24 protein-coding genes are annotated in these 21,404 nt (G+C 65.2%); 7 read left to right on the top strand and 17 right to left on the bottom strand.

Annotation, left to right across the window (positions count from 1 at the left end; translation table 11 throughout):
- Positions 1-265 precede the first annotated feature (265 nt).
- The 3 genes from ettA to ACQR07_RS07885 all read left to right on the top strand — a co-directional run bounded on the left by ettA (position 266) and on the right by ACQR07_RS07885 (position 3,951).
- Positions 266-1,915, top strand: coding sequence for an energy-dependent translational throttle protein EttA (gene ettA, locus ACQR07_RS07895; protein ID WP_434871141.1), 1,650 nt, complete (start codon positions 266-268; stop codon positions 1,913-1,915).
- A gap of 143 nt (positions 1,916-2,058) precedes the next feature.
- Positions 2,059-2,640: a TIGR00645 family protein gene (locus ACQR07_RS07890; protein WP_434901728.1), complete on the top strand. Its 582-nt coding sequence runs from the start codon at positions 2,059-2,061 to the stop codon at positions 2,638-2,640.
- Between the two features lie 63 nt (positions 2,641-2,703).
- Entirely contained in the window at positions 2,704-3,951 is a 1,248-nt protein-coding gene (locus ACQR07_RS07885) for a lytic murein transglycosylase (protein ID WP_434901727.1), read from the top strand.
- An 82-nt stretch (positions 3,952-4,033) separates the two neighbouring features.
- Here ACQR07_RS07885 and ACQR07_RS07880 read toward each other — a convergent pair whose 3' ends face one another.
- Entirely contained in the window at positions 4,034-4,315 is a 282-nt protein-coding gene (locus ACQR07_RS07880) for a hypothetical protein (RefSeq protein ID WP_008964967.1), read from the bottom strand.
- A 219-nt stretch (positions 4,316-4,534) separates the two neighbouring features.
- The gene (locus tag ACQR07_RS07875; RefSeq protein ID WP_434901726.1) at positions 4,535-4,855 is read right to left on the bottom strand and encodes a hypothetical protein; all 321 of its coding nucleotides are present in this window, start codon (positions 4,853-4,855) and stop codon (positions 4,535-4,537) included.
- 588 nt (positions 4,856-5,443) lie between these two features.
- On the opposite strand from ACQR07_RS07875, the gene ACQR07_RS07870 reads away from it, so the two are divergent.
- Together ACQR07_RS07870 and bfr are read left to right on the top strand one after the other, a co-directional pair.
- Positions 5,444-5,728 (top strand): (2Fe-2S)-binding protein, encoded by a 285-nt coding sequence (locus tag ACQR07_RS07870; protein ID WP_434901725.1) that lies wholly within the window; start codon positions 5,444-5,446, stop codon positions 5,726-5,728.
- A 119-nt stretch (positions 5,729-5,847) separates the two neighbouring features.
- Positions 5,848-6,333 (top strand): bacterioferritin, encoded by a 486-nt coding sequence (gene bfr, locus ACQR07_RS07865; protein ID WP_434901724.1) that lies wholly within the window; start codon positions 5,848-5,850, stop codon positions 6,331-6,333.
- Between the two features lie 100 nt (positions 6,334-6,433).
- Here the strand turns inward: bfr and ACQR07_RS07860 are convergent, their stop codons facing one another.
- From ACQR07_RS07860 to ACQR07_RS07835, 6 genes are all read right to left on the bottom strand, one after another.
- Positions 6,434-6,745 (bottom strand): DUF3240 family protein, encoded by a 312-nt coding sequence (locus ACQR07_RS07860; protein WP_434901723.1) that lies wholly within the window; start codon positions 6,743-6,745, stop codon positions 6,434-6,436.
- Complete coding sequence (locus tag ACQR07_RS07855) at positions 6,742-9,816, bottom strand: efflux RND transporter permease subunit (protein WP_434901722.1); 3,075 nt, start codon at positions 9,814-9,816, stop codon at positions 6,742-6,744. The genes ACQR07_RS07860 and ACQR07_RS07855 overlap by 4 nt, the downstream gene beginning before the upstream one ends.
- A gap of 4 nt (positions 9,817-9,820) precedes the next feature.
- Entirely contained in the window at positions 9,821-10,945 is a 1,125-nt protein-coding gene (locus ACQR07_RS07850; protein ID WP_434901721.1) for an efflux RND transporter periplasmic adaptor subunit, read from the bottom strand.
- A gap of 168 nt (positions 10,946-11,113) precedes the next feature.
- A complete protein-coding gene (locus ACQR07_RS07845) occupies positions 11,114-11,719 on the bottom strand; it encodes a pyridoxamine 5'-phosphate oxidase family protein (protein WP_434901720.1) in 606 nt (201 codons plus the stop codon).
- Positions 11,720-11,752: 33 nt separating this feature from the next.
- A complete protein-coding gene (locus tag ACQR07_RS07840; RefSeq protein WP_434871131.1) occupies positions 11,753-12,106 on the bottom strand; it encodes a hypothetical protein in 354 nt (117 codons plus the stop codon).
- A 20-nt stretch (positions 12,107-12,126) separates the two neighbouring features.
- Positions 12,127-13,188 carry an alpha/beta fold hydrolase gene (locus ACQR07_RS07835; protein WP_434901719.1) on the bottom strand — a complete coding sequence of 354 codons (1,062 nt, stop codon included), beginning with the start codon at positions 13,186-13,188 and terminating at the stop codon, positions 12,127-12,129.
- 92 nt (positions 13,189-13,280) lie between these two features.
- Here ACQR07_RS07835 and ACQR07_RS07830 point away from each other — a divergent pair, with 92 nt between their 5' ends.
- Positions 13,281-13,553, top strand: coding sequence for a DUF2277 domain-containing protein (locus tag ACQR07_RS07830; RefSeq protein WP_434871129.1), 273 nt, complete (start codon positions 13,281-13,283; stop codon positions 13,551-13,553).
- A 50-nt stretch (positions 13,554-13,603) separates the two neighbouring features.
- On the opposite strand, the gene ACQR07_RS07825 is transcribed toward ACQR07_RS07830, so the two are convergent.
- The 3 genes from ACQR07_RS07825 to ACQR07_RS07815 form a co-directional block, all read right to left on the bottom strand.
- A complete protein-coding gene (locus tag ACQR07_RS07825; RefSeq protein WP_434901718.1) occupies positions 13,604-14,155 on the bottom strand; it encodes a collagen-like protein in 552 nt (183 codons plus the stop codon).
- A 161-nt stretch (positions 14,156-14,316) separates the two neighbouring features.
- Positions 14,317-14,586: a helix-turn-helix domain-containing protein gene (locus ACQR07_RS07820; RefSeq protein ID WP_434871127.1), complete on the bottom strand. Its 270-nt coding sequence runs from the start codon at positions 14,584-14,586 to the stop codon at positions 14,317-14,319.
- A gap of 239 nt (positions 14,587-14,825) precedes the next feature.
- Entirely contained in the window at positions 14,826-15,080 is a 255-nt protein-coding gene (locus ACQR07_RS07815; RefSeq protein WP_434901717.1) for a hypothetical protein, read from the bottom strand.
- A gap of 331 nt (positions 15,081-15,411) precedes the next feature.
- Here ACQR07_RS07815 and ACQR07_RS07810 point away from each other — a divergent pair, with 331 nt between their 5' ends.
- The gene (locus ACQR07_RS07810; protein WP_434901716.1) at positions 15,412-15,852 is read left to right on the top strand and encodes a hypothetical protein; all 441 of its coding nucleotides are present in this window, start codon (positions 15,412-15,414) and stop codon (positions 15,850-15,852) included.
- Between the two features lie 877 nt (positions 15,853-16,729).
- Here ACQR07_RS07810 and ACQR07_RS07805 read toward each other — a convergent pair.
- The 6 genes from ACQR07_RS07805 to ACQR07_RS07780 form a co-directional block, all read right to left on the bottom strand.
- On the bottom strand, positions 16,730-17,230 hold the full coding sequence (locus tag ACQR07_RS07805) for a hypothetical protein (RefSeq protein ID WP_434901715.1): 501 nt from the start codon (positions 17,228-17,230) through the stop codon (positions 16,730-16,732).
- Positions 17,231-17,524: 294 nt separating this feature from the next.
- Positions 17,525-18,028, bottom strand: a complete 504-nt coding sequence (locus ACQR07_RS07800; protein WP_434901714.1) for a mismatch-specific DNA-glycosylase — start codon at positions 18,026-18,028, stop codon at positions 17,525-17,527.
- A 37-nt stretch (positions 18,029-18,065) separates the two neighbouring features.
- Positions 18,066-18,335: a hypothetical protein gene (locus ACQR07_RS07795; protein WP_434869063.1), complete on the bottom strand. Its 270-nt coding sequence runs from the start codon at positions 18,333-18,335 to the stop codon at positions 18,066-18,068.
- A 231-nt stretch (positions 18,336-18,566) separates the two neighbouring features.
- A complete protein-coding gene (locus tag ACQR07_RS07790) occupies positions 18,567-18,821 on the bottom strand; it encodes a hypothetical protein (RefSeq protein ID WP_434901713.1) in 255 nt (84 codons plus the stop codon).
- Between the two features lie 161 nt (positions 18,822-18,982).
- Positions 18,983-20,269, bottom strand: coding sequence for an acyltransferase family protein (locus ACQR07_RS07785; RefSeq protein WP_434901712.1), 1,287 nt, complete (start codon positions 20,267-20,269; stop codon positions 18,983-18,985).
- Positions 20,270-20,613: 344 nt separating this feature from the next.
- On the bottom strand, positions 20,614-21,156 hold the full coding sequence (locus tag ACQR07_RS07780; RefSeq protein WP_434901711.1) for a hypothetical protein: 543 nt from the start codon (positions 21,154-21,156) through the stop codon (positions 20,614-20,616).
- Positions 21,157-21,404: the final 248 nt, after the last annotated feature.

The raw sequence follows: 21,404 nt of genomic DNA, 5'->3' as shown, positions 1-21,404 counted from the left end.
TTGGGCGCGCGGTTCTGCGTGCCGAGACCGAGTGTCCCGCCGAATTAATTAAAAGATGGTTGCAATTGTCGTGATCGGCCGCACACAAGGTGAGGGACCCGTAATCGTCCGCGGGCGTGTGGCCCGACTGTGACCGATCCGACGGTCATTCTCCCGGTGATTGTCGCCGCCCAGACGGCCTCGCCGGTTGCCCTTTGGGGACCGCGCGGTTACATCAGCGGCAACCATTTTCCGCAAATTTCCGGCAGGTTTCGAGGGACACGCGATGGCGCGCCAGTTCGTCTACTTCATGCAGGGCCTGTCCAAGGCCTATCCGACCCGCAAGGTGCTCGATAACATCCACCTGTCGTTCTATCCCGACGCCAAGATCGGCGTGCTCGGCGTCAACGGCTCGGGTAAGTCGACACTGCTCAAGATCATGGCAGGCATCGACAAGGACTACACCGGCGAAGCCTGGGTCGCCGAGGGCGCGCGCGTCGGCTATCTCGAGCAGGAGCCCCAGCTCGATCCCAAGCTCACTGTGCGTGAGAACGTCATGCTCGGCGTCGGCAAGCAGAAGGCGATTCTCGATCGCTACAACGAGCTGGCGATGAACTATTCCGAGGAAACCGCCGACGAGATGACCAAGCTGCAGGACGAGATCGAGGCGCAAGGCCTCTGGGATCTCGACAGCAAGGTCGACCAGGCGATGGACGCGCTGCGTTGTCCGCCCGACGATGCCGATGTCAGCAAGCTCTCCGGCGGTGAGCGCCGCCGCGTCGCCCTTTGCAAGCTGCTGCTCGACCAGCCCGAACTGCTGCTGCTGGACGAGCCGACCAACCATCTCGATGCCGAATCGGTGTCTTGGCTCGAAGGTCATCTGCGCAACTATCCCGGCGCGATCCTGATCGTCACCCACGACCGCTACTTCCTCGACAACGTCACCAGCTGGATCCTGGAGCTCGACCGCGGCCGCGGCATCCCCTACGAGGGCAACTACTCGTCCTGGCTGCAGCAGAAGCAGAAGCGGCTGGAGCAGGAGGGCCGCGAGGACGCCGCGCACCAGCGCACCCTGTCGCGCGAGCAGGAGTGGATCGCGGCCTCGCCGAAGGCCCGCCAGGCCAAGTCCAAGGCGCGCTACCAGCGCTACGAGGAGTTGCTCAAGAAGGCCAGCGAGAAGCAGACCCAGACCGCGCAGATCATCATTCCCGTCGCCGAGCGGCTCGGCCAGAACGTCGTCGACTTCGAGGGCCTGTCCAAGAGCTTCGGCGACCGCCTGCTGATCGACAATCTCACCTTCAAGCTGCCGCCCGGCGGCATCGTCGGCGTGATCGGCCCGAACGGCGCCGGCAAAACCACGCTGTTCCGTATGATCACCGGCCAGGAGAAGCCCGATGCCGGCACCATCACCGTCGGCGAGACCGTGCATCTCGGCTATGTCGACCAGTCGCGCGACGCGCTCGACGGCAACAAGACGGTGTGGGAGGAAATCTCCGGCGGCAACGAGCTGATCCTGCTCGGCAAGAAGGAAGTGAACTCGCGCGGCTATTGCTCGTCGTTCAACTTCAAGGGCGCCGATCAGCAGAAGAAGGTCGGCGCGCTCTCCGGCGGTGAGCGCAACCGCGTGCATCTCGCCAAGATGCTGAAGTCGGGCGCGAACGTGCTGCTGCTCGACGAGCCGACCAACGATCTCGACGTCGATACCCTGCGCGCGCTCGAAGAGGCGCTGGAGGATTTCGCCGGCTGCGCCGTCATCATCAGCCACGATCGCTGGTTCCTCGACCGTATCGCGACCCACATGCTGGCCTTCGAGGGCGACAGCCACGTCGAATGGTTCGAGGGCAACTTCCAGGACTACGAGAAGGACAAGATGCGCCGGCTCGGCCAGGACAGCGTGATTCCGCACCGGGTCAAGTACAAGAAGCTGACCCGCTGATTCGCCAAATGGCGAGGCGCGACGCTGTCTCCGATCCGGGACAAAGCGTCGCGCCTTCGTTGCGACGTGTTGTCGCTTCCGCGTGCTATGCGATTGCGTAGATAGACGTTCCGCATTCCATCCCAGCCGCGAGATTCCCCATCATGTCTTCCCCCGACGCGTCCCTGTCCTCCAAGGGCGGAGCGCTGCGCCCCATTCCCATGCTGATCTTCGGCTCGCGCTGGCTGCAGTTGCCGCTCTATGTCGGGTTGATCATCGCGCAGGGCGTCTACGTCGTGCTGTTCCTCAAGGAGCTCTGGCACCTGTTCGCGCACGCCTTCGACTTCTCGGAGCAGCAGATCATGCTGGCGGTGCTCGGCCTGATCGACGTTGTCATGATCTCGAACCTGCTGGTGATGGTGATCGTCGGCGGCTATGAGACGTTCGTGTCGCGGCTCAATCTGCAGGGTCATCCGGACGAGCCGGAATGGCTCAGCCACGTCAATGCCAGCGTTCTGAAGATCAAGCTGGCGATGGCCATCATCGGCATCTCTTCGATCCACCTGCTACGCACCTTCATCGAGGCCGGCGCGCTGTCGTCGGGCAAGTCGACCTACACGGAGACCGGCGTGATGTGGCAGACCATCATCCATACGGTGTTCATCCTGTCGGCGATCGGCATTGCCGTGGTCGACAAGATTTCGAATGCCGCGATCGAGGACGCGAAGCGGGCGGCGGGGCACTGAGGCGCTGAGTTCCAGCGGACTGGCGACGTTCACAAGTGCTGTGGGCTGTGATAGCCCTGTCAGATGGCACGACAGCTGTTATTCCGCTTGCGCACCTTCGTCATCGTTGGTGTTTCGTTTTGTTGGCTCGGCGGCGGTCATGCTCTCGCTGCCGACGCCGCCTTCACGCAGTTCGTGGCCTCGCTCTGGCCGGAAGCCAAGGAGCAGGGCGTCTCGCGTGCGGCGTTTGACGCCGAAACCCGGGGACTCGAGCCCGACTACAAACTGCCCGATCTGCTGCTGCCCGGCCGCCCCGCGACCGGCGCGCCGGCGCAGGCCGAGTTCGTGCAGGTGCCGGCCGACTACATCAAGGAAGCCTCGATTTCTCGCCTGGCCGCGCATGGCCAGACGTTGATCCAGCAATATCGTCCGGCGCTCGCCGAGATCGAAAGCCGCTTCGGCGTGCCCGGTCCGATCGTGCTCGCGATCTGGGGCCGCGAGACGGATTTCGGCCGCTACGCGCTGCCCTATGACGCGCTGCGCGTGCTGGCGACCCAGGCCTATGTCGGGCGGCGCAAGGACCAGTACCGCACCGAGTTCATCATGGCGCTGAAGCTGCTGAGCGATGGTGTGGTGTCGCGCCGCGACCTCAGGGCGTCGTGGGGCGGCGCGGTTGGCCTCACCCAGTTTCTACCCTCGGAGTACTACAAGCACGGTGTGGATCTCGACGGCGACGGCAAGGTCGATCTCTGGCACTCGGTGCCGGATGCCCTGGGCTCGGCGGCAAAGCAACTCGCCAACAAGGGCTGGCAAGGCGGTGTGCGCTGGGCCTACGAGGTCAAGCCGCCGGCTAATGTCGATTGCACGAGCGGTGTGCCCGAGGTGAAGAAGCCGATCTCCGAGTGGCTGCGATCCGGCTTCGTCCCGGTGCGCGGCCAGCGGCTGAGCGCGGCGGAGCAGCAGCAGCCGGCGTCCCTGCTGCAGCCCGAGGGCATCTACGGTCCGGCATTCCTGACGACGGCAAACTACTTCGTCATCAAGGAGTACAATTTCTCCGACCTCTACGTGCTGTTCGTCGGCCATCTCGCTGATCGCATGACCAGCCCGGCCGGGTTCGCCACGCCGTGGTCGGCGTCCCAGCAGTTGCGGAGCAAGGATGTCGAGGCGATGCAGAAGGGGCTGACGCGACTCGGCCTCTACGCCGACAAGCTCGACGGCAAGGCCGGGATGCAGACCCGTGCGGCGCTCGGCACGTTCCAGAAGAAAGCGGGCCTCAAGGTCGATTGCTGGCCGAGCGAATCGGTGCTGCAGGCGATCAACGCCGCGCGCTGAAGGCGCTGGCGCGTGCGGGATGGGGGCAGCAAAAAGCCCGGCCGCAGGGCCGGGCTTGCCGCATCGAAATGCGTTGTCTCGATCAGTAGCAGACGCGAACCGGGCGCGACACCCAGCCGTAGCCGTCCCAATAGCGCTCACGGCGCCACACGCACGGCGGCGGGCCGGGCGGGGGAGCTTCGACGTAGACCGGGCCGCCATAGGCCGGACGGCTGGACGCGATCGCGCCGCCGATCAGGGCGCCGCCGATCAGGCCGGCCGCAACGCCGGCGCCGACGTCGCCAGCCTTCGCAGCCGGTGCGGTCACGCTGAGCGAACCGGCGATTGTCGCAACCGCAAGCACCGCGGTCAGGATCTTCTTCATGGTCCAAGATCTCCTGGAGGAGCGCCGAGGCAGGCGCCGGGTGGGTGATAGTTTTACGCTCGATTAAGGGCCGTCAGCTTCGTGAGAAAACACGAGAATCCGTCAACCCTTCGTAAACCCTCCGGACCCCATGGGACCGAAAAACGGCTTTTTCTGGCCAGCGCGGCCAGCGTGTCCGAAATTTCGCTGCAGGGTCATGGAATTAATGAAGGTGAACGATCACTCGCACACCCGCACGCGGCGAATCCGCCAGCCATAGCCATCCCAGAAGCGCTGGCGCTGCCAGTAGCAGGCATAGCCGGGATCGGCGACATAGGCCGGCCCGCCATAGTAGGAATACCCAGGTCCATACGAATAGCCGGGTCCGTAATAGTAGGGATTGCTGCCTGCCGCGATGGCTCCTCCAATGAGGGCGCCGCCGAGCAATCCGGCCGCAACACCGGCCGCTACGCGACCACCACGCGCTTCCGCCGGAGCGGGCGCTATTGCAGCAGTCGTCAGGGTTGCCAAGGCGGCCATGGCCGCAAGAGTCTTCTTCATGACCTCACCTCTTTCACTCCGGTCGGCGAATGGCGCACAGGCCATGCGATAGGTTCCCATATCCCGCTTGAATGATCAATGAACGGGCTCGTCCCATTGGACGACCCATGCCTAGGCTACGTTCAATGCTGCCTTGCACAAAATGCAAAGATTCGGGGCTGCCATGCCGAGTGCCTTGGTAATTGCTGTCGCGGTCTTTCTAGCGGCGGGAGCCGGCTACGTGCTTCTGGTCGTCATAGACTGGAGGGGACGGCGGCGCGTGGCCGACACGACAGCGGCCGATTCGGGCGGTTCGTGGCCCTGGGAGTCCGGTGGCCCGTCCGGCTGGTTCAGCAATACCGCGAGCGATGTCATGGGCAACCCCATTGATGGCGGCGGTTCCGACGGCGGGGACGGAGGCGGAGGCGACGGGGGCGGAGGCGATTGAGCCCAGCGCGTAGCGAGTTTGATCTGCGACAAGGTCGCATTCCTGGATTCGTTCTAGATGAGCTACGAGATTGGAATAGCTTCAAAAGCGCCGTTTTCCCTTTGCGCGGGCATATGCCAATCACTATCGATAGCTGACCAAAGACGACTGGCCGGTTTCTCATGATTGTTTGTTCCTGCAACGTCATTAGTGATCACGACATCCGCAAGGTGGTGACATCCGCGGACGAACTGCCGCGGAGCCCGAAGCAGGTTTATGGCTGTCTCGGGTGCAGCGCGGAGTGCGGCCGCTGTGCGCGCACGATCAAGACGATCATTGATGAGGCGTTGGGTCCGTGCGCGCGGGCCTGTCAGACCGGCTGCCAGCACGCGCATTCCCATGCCGCTACTGCCGTCCAGAGGGCCGAGGACGACATTCAGAGCCGGTTCGCGCTGGCGGCTTGTTGACGCGCGTCTGCCTTCAAACGCTCCCGTTTCGCTCGGAAAATGCGCATGAACGGGGTCGTCTCCGCACTCTGAACCTGTTATTGAGCGCCTGCGGCCTCTAACTTTTTCGGAGCTTATCTATGCAGGGCGACCCCAAGGTCATCGAATATCTCAACAAGGGATTGCGCAGCGAGCTGACTGCCATCAACCAGTATTGGCTGCACTATCGGCTGCTGAACAATTGGGGCCTTCTCGAGATGGCCAAGGTCTGGCGCAAGGAGTCCATCGAGGAGATGGAGCACGCCGACAAGTTCACCGACCGCATCCTCTTCCTCGACGGCTTCCCGAACATGCAGGTGCTCGATCCCTTGCGCATCGGCCAGAACGTCAAGGAGATCATCGAGTGCGACCTTGCCGCCGAGATCGGCGCGCGGGCGCTGTATCAGGAAGCCGCCACCTATTGCCACGGTGTGAAGGACTACGTCTCGCGCGATCTGTTCGAGCAGCTGATGAAGGACGAGGAGCATCACATCGATTTCCTCGAGACCCAGCTCGATCTGATCGGCCGCATCGGCCTGGAACTCTACACCCAGAAGCACGTCGGCGGCCTGGAGAGCGAGCACTGACTCTGTCGGCCGGCGGCATTTGTGTTTCGCGACGCGGTCGGTTCGAGGCTGATTGTTCAAAGCCTCGAATCGGCAGCCGGTGGAGCAAACGCAAGGACGATCAGTCGATGACGCCAAAGCTTGTGACGGGCATGACCCAATAGACGAGCTTGGTTCCGGCGAATGTGCTTCTGATCCGGTCGAGCAGCCGCTCGCAATCATTCTCCTGCAGCACGACACGCACGACGACCTCGTCGGCGTATCCCTTGACGCGTTCGGCGGCCGTTCGCAGCCGGATGCGTGCGCCGTGACCAGCGGCATCCGAAGCGGTGAAGCCCGCGACCAGATCAGCCTGCTCGCTGAGATAGTCGAAGACGTCGCCGCGCAGAGCGTGCGGCACGACCAGTGTCAGGCAGACCGCTTGGGCCGTCATGTCGCATCCTTCGTTGCCGCACCGTAGCGGCGATACAGGATCGGCAGCAGGATGAGCGTCAGCAGCGTGGACGACAGCAGCCCGCCGATCACCACGATGGCCAGGGGACGCTGAACTTCCGATCCCGGCCCGGAGGCAAACAGCAGCGGAATCAATCCCAGCGCAGTGATGCTGGCCGTCATCAGCACCGGCCGAAGCCTGCGCATGGCGCCTTCGACGACGATGCGCTGCTCGGACAGCCCATGAGCACGGAGCTGGTTGAAGTGAGACACCAGCACGACACCGTTCAGGACCGCAATTCCGAGCAGGGCGATGAAGCCGACCGAGGCCGGCACGGAGAGGTACTCGCCCGTCGAGATCAGCGCGAACACACCGCCGATCAGGGCGAAGGGGATGTTGATCAGCACGAGCATGGCCTGACGGACGGAGCCGAAGGTCGTGAACAGCAGCACGAAGATCAGGCCGATCGCGACGGGAACCACCACCGAAAGCCGCGCCGCGGCGCGCTGCTGGTTCTCGAACTGTCCGCCCCAGGTCAGCCGGTAGCCGGCCGGAAGCTGAAGCTCGGCCGCCACCTTCTGCTGGGCGGCCTGCACGAAGCCGACCATGTCGCGGCCGCGCACATTGCTGCGAACCACGCTCATCCGATTGCCGTCCTCGCGATCGATCTTGACCGGGCCGTCGACCCGCTGAATGCGCGCCACCTGTGACAGCGCCACGTGCTGGCCGGAGGCCAGCGTCAGCGGCAGCATCGCCAGCAGGGTCGGCGCTTCCCGCGTGGTATCGCTGCCGCGGACCAGGATCGGCGTCCGACGCCCGTCTTCGAGCGCCGTGCCGATGGTACGTCCCTCGATCTGGGTCCGCAGCGAGTTGGCGATGGAATCGACGGTGAGCCCGAGACGTCCGGCCTCCAGGCGGTTCACCGCCACCGTGTAGTACTGCGCCCCCTCGTTCAACGTCGTGTAGACGTCCTCGGCGCCGTCGATGCCGGACAGCATCGACGAAAGCCGGGCCGCAATGTCGTTGAGCTTGGCGATATCAGGGCCGAAGATCTTGATGGCGACGTCACCGCGCACGCCGCTGATCATTTCCTGCACCCGCATGTCGATGGGCTGCGTGAAGCTCAGCGAGATGCCGGGAAAACCGGCGAGCACGTCCCGTAGCTTCTGCAGCAGGACCTCGCGATCCTGGCTCACCCGCTGGTCGGCGGGCTTGAGCACGAGGAAGGTGTCGGTCTGGTTCGGTCCCATCGGATCGAGGCCGAGCTCGTCGGATCCTGTTCGCGCGACGATCGCTGCGATGTCGGGCACCTTGAGCAGCGTGCTCTGCAGCCTGCCGTTGATCGCGATCGACTCGTCGAGATTGACCGACGGCAGCGTCTCGACGCTGACGATGACATCGCCTTCGTCCATTGTCGGCATGAACGTCTTGCCGAGCAGGGTGTAGCCGTATCCGGCCGCCAGCAGGCTCACCACGGCGGCGACGATCACCGTGCGCTCGTTCCGTAGCGCCCAGCCGAGGGCGGGTGCGTAGATGCGCTGCGCGGCGCGGATGAGCAACGGATTCTGATGCGATGCAGATCTGAGCACGAACGACGTCGCCACCGGAATCACCGTCAACGCCAGCAGCAGCGACGCGGCCAATGCGAAGATGATCGCCAGCGCGACGGGGATGAAGAGCTTGCCCTCCAATCCCTGCAAGGTCAGCAGCGGCACGAAGACGATGATGATGATCAGGACACCCGATGCGACCGGCTGCAGGACCTCGCAGACCGAGCGAAACACGAGGTGGATCAGGGGTGACGTCTCGCCGGGGGCGCGCTTTCCGAGATTGCCCACGATGTTCTCGACGACGACGACGAGCGCATCGATCAGCATGCCGATCGCGATCGCAAGCCCGCCGAGGCTCATCAGATTGGCCGACATTCCGACGGCGCGCATCACCATCAAGGCGATCACGATCGCGAGCGGCAGGCTGAACGCAATGACCAGCGAAGCGCGCCAATTGCCGAGAAAGAGCAGCAGGAGGACCACGACCAGCACCGTGGCCTCGGCGAGGGCGCGCACCACCGTGCCGACGGCGCGGTTCACCAGCCGGCTGCGATCGTAGAACACGTTGATGCTGACGCTGCTCGGCAGAGATGGCTTCAGTTGCTCGAGCCGCACGCGCACGTCGCGCACCAGCTGACCGGCATTGGCGCCGCGGAGACCGAGCACGAGGCCTTCCACAGTTTCGCCCTTTCCGTCCGCCGTGACAGCGCCATAGCGCGTCAGCGCGCCGATCTTGACGCGCGCCACGTCGCTGACGCGAACTGGAATGCCGTCGCGGCTTTCGATGACGATGGCCCTGATGTCGTCGATGGTCCGGATGCTGCCTTCGATCCGGACCAGCGCGCTGTCCTCGCCCTGGTTGACGCGACCCGCGCCGTCGTTGCGGCTGTTGGCCTCGATCGCCTTGCGGAACAGCTCGGAGGAGATTCCGCGGGCGGCCAAGGCATCGTTTCGCGGCACGATTTCGAAGGCGCGGACGAGGCCGCCGAGCGCGTTGACGTCGGCGACGCCAGGCACCGTGCGCAGCGCCGGGCGGATCACCCAATCGAGCAGGCTGCGGCGCTCGGCAAGCGACAATTCGGGACTGTCGATCGTGAACATGAACATCTCGCCGAGCGGACTCGTGATCGGCGCCAGGCCACCGCTCACGCCGTCCGGAAAGTCGCGCGAGACGTTCGACAACCGCTCCGAAACCTGGTTGCGCGCCCAGTAGATGTCGGTGCCGTCCTCGAACTCGACGGTGACGTCGGCGAGGGCGTATTTCGTCGTCGACCGCAGGATCTTCTTGTTGGGAAGGCCGAGCAGCTCGAGCTCGATCGGCACGGTGATGCGCTGCTCGACCTCCTCCGGAGTGAGGCCGGGCGCCTTCATGATGATCTTGACCTGCACCGGTGAGACGTCCGGAAAGGCGTCGATCGGCAGGCTTGGCAGGACCACGGCCCCAGCGCCGAGCAGCAGCAGCACGCCGAGCACGACGAACAGGCGCTGCGACAATGCGAATGCGACCAGCCTTTGCAGCATCGGTCTATTGCCCTAGGCGCGAGAGGATGCCTCGAAGCGCCGAGATGCCGCCGATTGCGATATCGTCTTTGGCGGCGATGGGTCCGGATACGACGACGTGATCCTGATCTTCCGCGAGCAGCGTCACCGGCACTTGCCGGAAGCCGCCCTCCATGGCGACGAAGATCGACGCCTGCTCGCCGCGGCGGACCAGGCCGGCATAGGGGATTTCCCAGGCGCTTTCGCCCGCCGAGATGAAGCCGATGCGGGCCGCAGCGGTCTGTCCGGAATGCAGCTCGCCATTGTTCGGGATCTCGGCGCGGACCAGGATGGTCTGCGTCGCCGCGTCGGTGGTCTCGGAGACCAGGATGACGCGCCCCGGCGTCGCGTAGCCGTCGATCTCGACCTTGGCGCCGGACTTGATGGAGCCAATGTTTGCGGCGGGAATGGCGATCTCGGCCCACAGCGGCGACAGGCGCGCGAGCTTCACCAGCGGCGCCGCCTGCTCCATCCGTTGGCCGGGAGACACCGCGATCTCCACGACGGACGCGGCCTGCGGCGCGGCAACGGTCAACGTGGCGCTGATCGCGGCCTCGTTGGTGAGGCGCGCGATGGCCTCGTCCGAAAGGCCGCTGAGGTGCAGCATCTGCCGTCGTTCCGCAACCACGATGCTGGCCTGGCGCGCCTCGGTCTGGCTGGATTCCAGCACGCGCTGCGGGATCGCCTTGCCTTCGAACAGGTCGGCGTTGCGCTTGAGCTGCTGCGCGGCGAGCACCTCCTGCGTGAGCGCGTGCAGGTACTCGCGCTGCAGCGAGACAAAGCTGGGGCTCTCCAGCGTCAGCAGATTCTGTCCGACGCCGACACGATCGCCGCGCGCCACGGCCAGGTTCGTGACCATGCCGGATACGGGCGCGCTGACGACCCAGAGCTGGGGCGTGGGAATGACGATCTGCGCGGGGTAGGGCAGCGTCTTGTCGGTCGGGCTCGGCACCGGATGGGTAACGCGCACGCCGAGATTGCGCGCCTGCTCAGGCGTGAGCTTGACGTCCTCGGCAAGCGCCGGACCGCACGCCGCCGCTCCCAGCACCAGCAGCGCGCCGGCGAAGCGGGAAGGCCACCCACGATGGGCAGCGCGGAAGAGCGCGGGCATCGGCGAGGTTCGTCCAAGGATACAAATTCGTCGCATTGATACCTAGGTTTTGCCGCCTCGACGATTGTTGACCTGCATCAAGGCGCGAACAGCGCCTGGTTGCCGTTCGCGTGATAGCTGCTCGCAGCTGACCATCTGCTGACATCACGCTGCGAACGGATGTCATTCTCATAATTGCTCGCGCCACTGCGCGTCGGTGATGTCCTGGGGCTCGGGCGTTCCGAGGCTGGTCTGATCGTGAATGATCTCGCTGATGCTTGCCATCGCCGAGCGCGGGACCTGCGCGTCCTGCGACCAGAGCCGGGATCGCATGATAGCCTTGCCGCAATGGAAGTAGACCTCCTGCACGTCGATGACGAGCAGAGAGCGTGGCGGCTTGCCGAACTCCTCGAGCCTTGCGAGCAGTTCCGGCTCGGTCGACAGCGAAGCCGTTCCGCCAACGCGCACGGTCTCGTTGATCCCGGGCACGAAGAAGATCAGTTGCACCTTCCCCGAGCCCGCGGTGATGTTGGTGAGCGTGTCCAGCCTGTTGTTGCCGGCCCGGTCCGGCAGCAGCAGCCGCCGGTCGCCGTCGATGTGAACGAACCCCGGATGACCGCCGCGGGGCGACGCGTCGACGGCGCCGTCCTTGCCCGATGTCGCCACCACGCAGAACGGCGACATCGCGATGAACTTGCGGCTGTGACCATCGAGCGCCGGCCGGACCTTGGCGATCACCCGCTCGTTCGGCGTCGGATAGATCGCGGCGAGATCGGCAGAGGGCGCGTCGTTCAAGGCTCTTCTCCTCGGTTGCCGGATCCGCCCGCGTCAGACCGCATCGGCGGGCACGAAACAGCTGATGATGATGTCGCCGCGGTGATGGACATACCAGACCACGGCTTCGCCGACCGGATTGCCGCGGTCGCGGATAATGGCGCGCTCGGGCACCGGCATCCAGCGCCCCTCGATCGGCACCCAATAAATGCCGTTGCGCACATCGTAGCTCGTGCGATGTCCGTCCGAGACGTCGCAGCACGGCACGCCGTTGGGCGCGATCACGCTCTTGAACCAGGCGCGCACATCAGGTGGAACGTTCTCGAACTGCCCGTTGTCGACCGCGAATGCGAGCGTCGCGCAGGCGACGGAGCCGGCCGCGACGGCGGCCACGATGATCCTGCGCATCGCTCGCTCCTTCCGCCGTTTCACATGCCCCGCTGCGGCGCCGTGGCGAGCAGCTCGCGCAGCGGCTCGACATAGAACTTCGCGCTACCCGTCGTGAGGTGTCCGCGCGTTTCGGCGGAGGCCGGGATCAGCAGGACCTTGCCATTCGCGATGCGCTTCATCGCCTCGCTGGTGACGCCGGTCTCCGGTGGATTGCGTTCGTCGTCAGCGGAGTTGATCAGCAGGACCGTCGCCTTGATCTTCTCGAGATCGGCGGACGGATTGTAGTCGTGCGACGAGTCCCACTGATAGATGAAGTCGTTCGCATCGGCCGGTATCGGCGTCGCCAGCCGCTCGTCGACCATCTTGTCGGCCTTGGCGGCAGTCGGCGCGGCCAGCTGATACGCGATGGTGCCGCCGGCCGTCGCCGTGCCGTAGGCGGTGACGGCATATTTCATCATGCGCGGCTGTGCCGTGTAGTTGCCGCCATTGTAGTCGGGGTCGTTGCGGATCGTCTCCAGCATGATCCGGCGCAGCATCCAGTTGCGGGCGGCCATCTCGGTGGGCTGCGAGGCCATCGGTACCGCCACGTCCATGAATTCCGGATAGCGCGTCGCCCACACCCAGCTGTGCATGCCGCCCATCGAATTGCCGATGATCAGGCGGACATGCTTGATGCCGAGACCCTCGGTGAGCAGCCGGTGCTGCGCATCGACCATGTCGGCGTAGTCATAGGCGGGGAACTTGGTCTTCAGCCCGTCCGAGGGTTTTGAGGATTTGCCGTGCCCGACGCTGTCGGGAATGATGATGTAGTATTTGGTCGCGTCGAGCGGCTGATCCTTGCCGAACAATTCGCCGGCGAAGCTCGGCACCAGCATGCTGGCGCCCGAACCGCCGGTGCCGTGCAGCACCAGCACCGGCTGCCCGGTGGGCTCGCCGACCGTGGTGTAGTGCAGCTTCAGCTCCGGCAGCGTCTCGCCGGTGTGGAACTTGAAATCCTTGATGACGACATCGCCCTGCTTCGGGGCGGGGTAGTCGGCGGCGCGGGCTGGCGCGCAAAGAACGACGAACGCGGAAACGACGGCGGCGAACGGTCGAAGCATGGATTCCCCCTGATCTGTGCGCGACTCTTTCGGCCGCCTCAGGGGCATGATAGCACATCGGACGACTTGGTTCAGCACCGGATTCAACCGTCATGTGCCGCAACATCAAGACGCTGTTCAATTTCGAGCCACCGGCCACGGAAGCCGAAATCCAGGCCTCGGCGCTGCAATTCGTGCGCAAGCTGTCCGGCTTCAGCGCACCGTCGCAGGCCAACGAGGCCGCCTTCGCACGCGCGGTGGAGGAGGTGGCCGACGCGGCGCGGCGGCTGCTCACCTCGCTGCAGACCCAGGCCGCGCCGCGGGATCGCGAGATCGAGGCCGCCAAGGCGCGCGAGCGCTCGGAGATCCGCTTCGGCAAGCGCTAGTCCGCCAAACACCAGTCCGCCAAGCGCACGTTGCGTCGCACTGGGCGATTTCAGAAGCCGTCGTCGCCGTGATCGCGCTCGTCACCGTCGCGGTCGCCGTGGTCCTCGTCACGGGCGTGCTTGCCGCGCTTCTTTTTCTTGTGCTTCTTCTTTTTCTTCTTCTTGGGGACGTCGATCTCGTGCGGATCGTCGTCCTCGAAGGCTTCCTCCAGCGCCTCGTCGTGCTCGGACGACGCGAAGATGTCGCGCACAGCGACGAGCTGCGCGTCGCGTTCATGCGCCTCGCGATCCCTGTTGCGCTTGTACTCGTCGTAGGCGGCGAAGATCTGCTCCAGCCAGGGCATCAGCTGATCGATCGTCGGCAGCGTGCCCGGCGGACCTGGTTCGCCCCGCGGACCCTGCGGTCCGGCTGCTCCTTGTGGACCGGGCTTGCCGGCTTCGCCGCGCGGTCCCTGCGGACCGGGCTTGCCGTGCGGCCCGGCCTTGCCGTCAGGACCCGGCTTGCCGCGCTGACCATCCGGTCCGCGCCGTCCGGGCTGCCCTTGCGGGCCACGTGGACCCACGGGGCCCTGCAGGCCGCGTCCGGCCGGATTCCTTGCCACTACCGCAACTCCGCTACAAACCGCTGATTCGTGGCGAAGCCTAACAGAGCGGCGACGACGGCAGCAATTGCAGCAGGGCTGCGGGGCCGATTGATCAACATCAATCGGCGCCGCATCCTGATCAGTTCCACGCGACGGGCGGTCGCGCGGCCGGCGTTGGTTCAGGCCGAATAGGCCGGCACCGAGATGCCGTCGGCCGTGTAGCTGCGGATCTTGTTGCGCAGGGTGCGGACGGGCATGCCGAGCAGCCTGGCGGCGTGGGTGCGATTGCCGTTGCAGTGCGCCAGCGTCTGGACGATCAGCTCGCGCTCGATCTCGGACAATGGCGTGCCGATCAACAGCGGCAGAACCTCCGTCGCGGACGGCGACGGCGGCATTGCGATGGGAACCAGCGAAGGACTCGCGGCTTCGGCTGACAACTCTTGCGACATAACTCCTCCCGATCAACGCCCGCGCCGATACTGAACGACGCGAAAACATCGAGACCAACTGAACATCCAGCCCGTAAATCACCGTGGTCGGACAAGGTTAATGGGGCCTTAACAAACGGCCCGTAGCCGCCGTGCGGGCCCGAATACCCCGAAAGTGCCATGGTTTCGCGCGGGTCTCGACGAATTTGGGCGGAGAAGCTGCAGCCGCTCCGCCCCGGTGCGTGGTCGGAGAGGGGCGATCAGAACTTGCAGTGACCGTGGCGGAGCAGATGCTCCTTCATCGCCAGCGCCTCGATGACGGTCGGCACCTTGGTGGTCATCGACTGATAGTTGCCCGGCCACGGCGTGGTCGGCACGCCATTGTCCCACACCTGGCAGAAGCCGGTGTCGTTCCAGCGGATCAGGTGATAGGGCGCGGCGCTGGCGGGCGTAGCGGCGGATAGCGCGGCTCCGGCAATGGCGGCGGTGGCACACAACAGCGAAATGCGTTTCATCAGTAAGGCTCCTCAAATGATCATACGAATGATGCGCCCCGGGTCGTGCGTGAGCCGGAGCCCGGTCGGGCTTGGGCCCGGCCACCCCTTCGTGTCGATCGTCATGGAACCGGTTCAAATCCGATCGCCGCCCCATGCGGCGCTGCAGCGGTATTTCGACCACATGTGCGACACGCTGTGCGTCCCGCCGCGCAAACGGCTAAATTCGGCCCGATCGATTCGCTTGGTGGGGCATGATCGTCAGACATGATGGTCCCTGGGCCATCGACCGACCTCGGTTTCGCATCTTCGTAGTTCACGTCGCAAAATCACTTCGCTGGAGACTTCATCCATGACAATTGCATCCTCGCTTCGCGGTCTGCTGGTGGCATTGACGGCCGCAGCCGGCGCCATCCTGCCGGCCACGGCGCACGCGGATGGTGGCTTCATCACGCTGACCATCTACAAGGCGGGATGGATCATCGGCGGCTCCGGCGGCAGCGGCGTGCTGAACTTCCACGGCCGCGCCTATCCGCTGTCGACCGGCGGCATCGACTACGGCCTGGTGTTCGGCGGCTCGCGCACCGTGCTGCGCGGCCGCGTCAGCAACATCTGGCGTCCGTCCGACGTCGAGGGCGTCTACGGCGCCGCCGGCGCGGGCCTCGCCGTCGGCCGCGGCGTGCGCGGCATCATTCTGACCAACCAGAAGGGCGCGGTACTCGAGCTCTCGGGCGAGCAGGTCGGCCTGCTGGCGAACGTCGACCTGTCGGGCCTGGCGATCACGATCAGGTAGTTGGGGCAATCGGCGCATCGCAACTAACAACGATGTGGTCCCGGCCCTGAGCCGGGCTCCACAGACATGCGTTCCGCCTTACCACCGCCGCTGACCACAAAAACGATGTCGTCCCGGGCAAGGCCACCAACGCGAAGCGTTGGTGGACGCTGACCCGGGACCCATACGCCGTGCCGAGCGTGGCTGGGCGAGATGGAGCGGCTATCGTGCCTCATACTACTCCCTGGGGTTATGGATCCCGGATCGGCGCGCGCGTGCCGCGCGCTTGTCCGGGACGACAGTGAGGGTGGGGTGACGGTTGCGGCAACTCATGACACGCGACATCGCCTTCCCGCTGCACATCGTGCCCGGATCATGCATTCGTCATCGCCCTCCCAACAATGAGAGGGCGCGGAGAAGGCCGGGAGCCTGCCGCCCCCATGGCCCGCCTGCAGAAAAAAATGCAGGCGGCAGTACCACAGGTTCGGCTGGGACATCCCGGCCTTCCCCGCGCGACTGGTTTTAACGGTGTCCTTCGTGCTCTCCCTGGGGATCGGCTTTCTTGCCCCCATCGCCCGCGCGAGCCGTCACAGCATCGGCAGCGAACTTGACCTCAGCGTCGAGAGGCCAGGACCACACGACTTCGCCGTCCGTGCCAACCGCGCTCGTCAAGCACGGATGTCACGTCCATCGCAGCCCACCTCACGTTCGTGACGACGCGTACGTCCCTCTGCTCGAGGCGGGTTGAGCGAGAACATCGTCCTGATTTGCCCGACGTGACAAGGGCGATCTCTGCGGCAAACTAACACGACGGGCAGTTCGCGCATGGCGGCATGCGGGAATTGCCCGTCGGGCGTCGCGTAGTTCATCGTCATTTGGCCGATGCGGCGCTCGAAGATCAGGTCCGGGAGCCACCCGGGGCGGGCGGCTTCGGAGCGCGCTGCGCCGGCGTGGCAGGTCCGCTACGCTGGGGCTGCGTTGCCGCCGGCGGCTGCATCAGCTCGGTAAAGCGAGAAAGACCTTCGCAGGATTCCGTGCCTTTTCCTACCTCGTGGAGCTTCCCGCCCTCGAAAGTCAGGACATGGTTGTCCTGGACCACCATGCCCAGCATGTTGTCCCGATGCAGCACGACGCATATGGCGATGAAGGTGCCACCGGCGAACAGTCCGCCCCAGCGTTCGTAGGGCGTTGATATCTGAGCATCGCGAAGGACGTAGCCGTTGCGTACACGGACATAGTCGGCGATTTGCCGGCGATAGTCGGCGGGCAGGCGCGCCGCCAGATTGGCCGCCTGGATTCCCTGTCGGGCGTGATCCTCGGCGTACGTATCGCAAGGCAACAGCGCGAACAGGACGGCGAGAGAAATGAGCACGCTGGCTGATACATTCACATGGCGCACGCAGAGATCCTCCTTGATGTCGGCCCAGGTTCCTTACCGCGGCTGAGCTGTCAACATGTCCAGTTTCACGAGCTGCGCCGCAAGCTCGCGCCACGGCCGTAACGTCCACGCGCCCGATGCTGCGCCCGAGTCCGTAGGGTGGCAAAGGCGCGCTCGCGTGGATCGGGTTTGCTGCGATGTCTCGCGCGCCGTGCCCACCATTGCTTCCGAGTGCGCGGATGCGTGGTGGGCACGCGACCGCCCTGCGGGCGGTGGCTTTGCCCACCCTACCGATCATCATTGGCGCGCCGCATATCAGTTCGTCCCGACGACATGCGCCGCCAGCTGCTGCCACGGCTGCAACGTCCACGCGCCCGACGCGGCGCCGGATGGGGAGGCGAGCACGAACGTGGTCGGAAAATCCTCCTGCTCCGGCTGCTGCCCCAACCCGATCGCGCTGGTCGGTCTGCCGTAGAACAGGCTCGCGGCCTTCTTGCTGGTGAAAGCGACGGTGCGCGGCTGGTAGCGTCGGATCTTCTCCGCGAAGCCCGCGATGTCGACGCCGGCTTTCAACGCGACATGGTCCATGCCGGCGCCGTGCTTGCACAGATCGGTGAACCCGATGCCGAGCGCGAGCAGCGCCGGAAACTCCTCCGGCCGGTACAGCCGCGGCGTCAGGCCCGTCGCGTGCAGCGTGGGCCATAAGCGGTTGCCGGGATGCGCGTAGTAGTGGCCGGTCGCAGCCGAGCGTTCGCTCGCGGCGGTGCCGACGAACACGAGGCGCAGGCCGGGCTGCAACTGATCGGGCAGGCGGTCCATGACGCTGCGGCCGGGCGGCACCCCTTGCGCGTTCGGCTTACAGGAAGCAGCGGCGCTCCTCACGCAGCTTGAGCTGGATGTTGGTCGCCTCCACGAAGGTCGGCACCGGCTTGGAGACGATCTTGTAGGTCGAGGGCCATTCGACCGGCTTCGACTGCAGCTCGGTGTTCCAGATCTGGCAGATGCCGGTGTTGTCCCAGCGGATCACGTAATAGCCGCTCTTGGGCGCAGGCGCGGCGAGGGCCGGCGCAGTGACGGACGCAGCCGACAGGGCCGCAGCAACGACGAGAGTGGTCAAGCGACGCATCGTCAATCTCCTCAAGCAAACAAAAGCCGCCCGCGGTCGCGGGCTGGCGTGAAGGCCTGCGCTAGGCAGGCCTCGGGCGAAAGTGGTGCGACAAAAGGGCGCGCGGCGCAAGCCGCGATGGGGCGCCGTTCACAGCGATGTCAGCACGGACAAGACGACACGCTGCTGTCACGACGGATGAGGTGCGAGGCGCGCCTCCTGGCGTGCAAATGCGGCGCCCGCCCTGCGGCTTCAGAGCGTGCAGCGTCCCTCGCGCCGCAGCTTCACCTGAAGCGTGACCGCGTCGTTGAAGGTCGGCACGAGACGGCTGATGACCTTGTAGCGCGACGGCCACGGCGGCGGCTTGAAGGCGAACGCTTCGCTCCAGACCTGGCAGATCCCGGAATTGTCCCAGCGCAGGATGTAATAGCCGGCCCTAGCGGGCGTGGCGGCAAGCAAGGCTGCGGTAACGCATGAGCCAATACAGATCGTGGTGAAACGAGGCATCGACAAACTCCGGCAACAAAGTAGCCCCTTCCCGGGACGCGGTGTCGGTGCGGTCTCGATCATTTTGAAGGCAGCCGCGCCCGCCGCGTGCGGCAAATCCGCGCGAGCGGACATGCGTTGTCGCTCCTGCATGGCTGAGGCAGCGCGAGGCTGCGTCTCAGCTAGGCCAGCCGTGCCTCGACGGTGGCTGTCGGTCGCGGCGCCGGCTTCAACTCTGCGACGGTCTGCTCGGCATGCGCGAGGGATCCCGGGGCCAGCGACGGCATGGCGGCAGTGACGGAGGCCCGTGCCGCGGGTGGTCGCGAGGCTGCTGCCTTGCGCAGGAAGCGCCGCTCCAGCACGGCATAGGACAAGGTCGCGGCGACGATCGACAGCGGCAGCCCGATCGCGAGCCGCATCGGCCACCAGACGCCGTAGCTGTCGAGGAAATTCAGGATCGGCAGGTGCCAGAGATAGATGCCGTAGAAGATCCGGCCGAGGAAGATGGCGGCCGGCTGCTCGAAGATGCGGTGCAGAATTGTGCCTTGGCTGCGGCCCAGCAGGGTCAGCACGAGGATGCCGGGGAGCACGCCGCACACCATGCTGCCGAACAGATAGTAGTTCATGCTTGGCCCGTCCGCCGCCCAGAACACGAACGTGATCGTGCCCCAGTAGAGCAGCAGCGGCCACGCCAGCTTCGGCCACAGCCGGTCGAGCGCGGGATACGCGCCGTGCGGCACCAGCCGCAGCACGACCGCCATCGCGCAGCCTGCCATCAGCGCATCGGCGCGGGTGTCGAATGCGGTGTAGAGCCGCCGCCACTCGGCGCCGCCGGCGACCAGTGATACGCGCCACGCCCAGATCGCTGCCGCAATGGCACAGATGGCGCCGACCAGCCGCCATGTCACGCCGAAGCGCTTCACCAGAAGCGCGAAGGTCAGCGGCCACAGCAGGTAGAACTGCTCCTCGGTCGACAAGGTCCAGGTGTGGCCGATGTCCTCGATCGTCTTGGGATCGAATACGTACCAGTAGTTGGCGATGTAGCCGAGTGCGATCGCGGCGCGCTCCAGCGCCGGCAGGAACGGCGGCCGCAGCAGCCAGGTGAACAGCAGATAGGCCGCGAGCATCAGCAGCAGCGGCGGCACGATCCGCGCGAAGCGCCGGGCGTAGAACTCGCGAAACCGGATGCGGCCGTGCTTGTCGACGTCCCGCAGCAAGAGGCCGGTGATGTAATAGGCGCTGGCGACGAAGAACAGGTCGATATACAGCACCGCGCCCGGTACCAGCGTGTGCGACACATGCGCCGTGACCACGCCCAAGGTCATCAGCCCGCGCATGCCGTCATGCGAGGGCACGTAGCCGAGCGGATAGACCTGCGTCCGGAAGGCATCGCGGATGGGCGCCAGCACCGGTGCGGCGGCCGTCCGCAGCAGACCGGGCAGGGCGTGAGAGGGCCATGAATGAAACATTTATTTCGGCAGTTTCTAATATAATGTTTCCGATTATTTCATAATATTTAAAATTTAAATGTACGCAAGAGGAGAAATAGCAGGGCGTGGGTCAGGACGACGCAGGGTTGCAACGGGAATGGGCAGCGATGCGCAGTTTCTGTTCGTACCGTAGGGTGAGCAAAGCTGCCGCTCGAAGGGCGGCAGCGTGCCCACCGTTCGGCCGCAAGCGCAGCATGACTTCGAGCGAATGACGGCGCGGGCGGCCTCCTAGGCCGCCCATGCGGGCAGGATTTCGAACCGAGCGGTCATCGTCGATGTCTGAGAGCGAAGGTTCGAGGGACAGTGGTCTCGCTTGCGGAGCCCTATGGCGACGATGTGAAGTTCAGGCTGGCAAACTCCGCCGGTGGGGTCTCCTGAACGGCAAAGCCGACCTGCTGATGGGCCACGCGATCGACGACGACGGCTGAGCCGACCATCGTGACGCGTTGATCGTTGCCGGCAAACCAATGCGTCGGCACGGCATAATAGGTCTTTCCGGCGGCTGCGACGAAATCGGCGGGATGCGGTGTGCCGGCCGTTGCGCCGCTCCACGTATCGTCCGGCACTCCGATGGTGTGCTTGCCGGGTGTGAGCTCGAGGGTGGTGTAACGGCCAGGTGTCAGCGAGGCGACTGTCTTGCCGTCGATCTGAATATTGATGGGGAAGATGCTGACGTTTCTTCCCATGGGCCTGCCGACATGCAACGCGGCGTAGCCGGGGCGCGGCGCCTCCGGCGGCTTTGCGGCTTCGGTCTGGGTCGGGACCGATGAGCAGCCAGCCGTCAGCAAGAGCGCTGCACCAGCGAGTTGCAAGCGCGGGGTCCGATCCAGCGCCGCCCTGAAATATGCAATGAACATCGCCGGCATTCCCCCGCCCCGGCGGTATTCAACCACGGCCCGCGTCGCAATGACAAGTGTGAGTCGGCCGCCGATGCTGCTCGGGGCGTGTAGGATGGGCAAAGCGACCGCCGCCAGGGCGGCGGCGTGCCTGCCGTCCGGTCGCAAGCGTCCGTGAATGTTCACCGCAATGCCGCCGAGCTCTGGGCTGCCAGATACAGCGCCCTCGCCCCTTGTGGGAGAGGGCATGCAAGGCCTGTCCGCGCATTCGGTTGGGT

The organism is Bradyrhizobium sp. HKCCYLS20291 (assembly GCF_051167715.1).
Lineage (GTDB): Bacteria > Pseudomonadota > Alphaproteobacteria > Rhizobiales > Xanthobacteraceae > Bradyrhizobium.
The sequence above is the reverse complement of the archived record's forward strand: the minus strand, read 5'-3'. Positions and strand labels throughout refer to the sequence as shown.

Coding starts and splice junctions, on each gene's coding strand:
- ettA (WP_434871141.1), top strand. CDS start 266: ATGGCGCGCCAGTTCGTCTACTTCATGCAGGGCCTGTCCAAGGCCTAT.
- ACQR07_RS07890 (WP_434901728.1), top strand. CDS start 2,059: ATGTCTTCCCCCGACGCGTCCCTGTCCTCCAAGGGCGGAGCGCTGCGC.
- ACQR07_RS07885 (WP_434901727.1), top strand. CDS start 2,704: ATGGCACGACAGCTGTTATTCCGCTTGCGCACCTTCGTCATCGTTGGT.
- ACQR07_RS07880 (WP_008964967.1), bottom strand. CDS start 4,315: ATGAAGAAGATCCTGACCGCGGTGCTTGCGGTTGCGACAATCGCCGGT.
- ACQR07_RS07875 (WP_434901726.1), bottom strand. CDS start 4,855: ATGAAGAAGACTCTTGCGGCCATGGCCGCCTTGGCAACCCTGACGACT.
- ACQR07_RS07870 (WP_434901725.1), top strand. CDS start 5,444: ATGATTGTTTGTTCCTGCAACGTCATTAGTGATCACGACATCCGCAAG.
- bfr (WP_434901724.1), top strand. CDS start 5,848: ATGCAGGGCGACCCCAAGGTCATCGAATATCTCAACAAGGGATTGCGC.
- ACQR07_RS07860 (WP_434901723.1), bottom strand. CDS start 6,745: ATGACGGCCCAAGCGGTCTGCCTGACACTGGTCGTGCCGCACGCTCTG.
- ACQR07_RS07855 (WP_434901722.1), bottom strand. CDS start 9,816: ATGCTGCAAAGGCTGGTCGCATTCGCATTGTCGCAGCGCCTGTTCGTC.
- ACQR07_RS07850 (WP_434901721.1), bottom strand. CDS start 10,945: ATGCCCGCGCTCTTCCGCGCTGCCCATCGTGGGTGGCCTTCCCGCTTC.
- ACQR07_RS07840 (WP_434871131.1), bottom strand. CDS start 12,106: ATGCGCAGGATCATCGTGGCCGCCGTCGCGGCCGGCTCCGTCGCCTGC.
- ACQR07_RS07835 (WP_434901719.1), bottom strand. CDS start 13,188: ATGCTTCGACCGTTCGCCGCCGTCGTTTCCGCGTTCGTCGTTCTTTGC.
- ACQR07_RS07830 (WP_434871129.1), top strand. CDS start 13,281: ATGTGCCGCAACATCAAGACGCTGTTCAATTTCGAGCCACCGGCCACG.
- ACQR07_RS07820 (WP_434871127.1), bottom strand. CDS start 14,586: ATGTCGCAAGAGTTGTCAGCCGAAGCCGCGAGTCCTTCGCTGGTTCCC.
- ACQR07_RS07815 (WP_434901717.1), bottom strand. CDS start 15,080: ATGAAACGCATTTCGCTGTTGTGTGCCACCGCCGCCATTGCCGGAGCC.
- ACQR07_RS07810 (WP_434901716.1), top strand. CDS start 15,412: ATGACAATTGCATCCTCGCTTCGCGGTCTGCTGGTGGCATTGACGGCC.
- ACQR07_RS07800 (WP_434901714.1), bottom strand. CDS start 18,028: ATGGACCGCCTGCCCGATCAGTTGCAGCCCGGCCTGCGCCTCGTGTTC.
- ACQR07_RS07795 (WP_434869063.1), bottom strand. CDS start 18,335: ATGCGTCGCTTGACCACTCTCGTCGTTGCTGCGGCCCTGTCGGCTGCG.
- ACQR07_RS07790 (WP_434901713.1), bottom strand. CDS start 18,821: ATGCCTCGTTTCACCACGATCTGTATTGGCTCATGCGTTACCGCAGCC.
- ACQR07_RS07785 (WP_434901712.1), bottom strand. CDS start 20,269: ATGTTTCATTCATGGCCCTCTCACGCCCTGCCCGGTCTGCTGCGGACG.
- ACQR07_RS07780 (WP_434901711.1), bottom strand. CDS start 21,156: ATGCCGGCGATGTTCATTGCATATTTCAGGGCGGCGCTGGATCGGACC.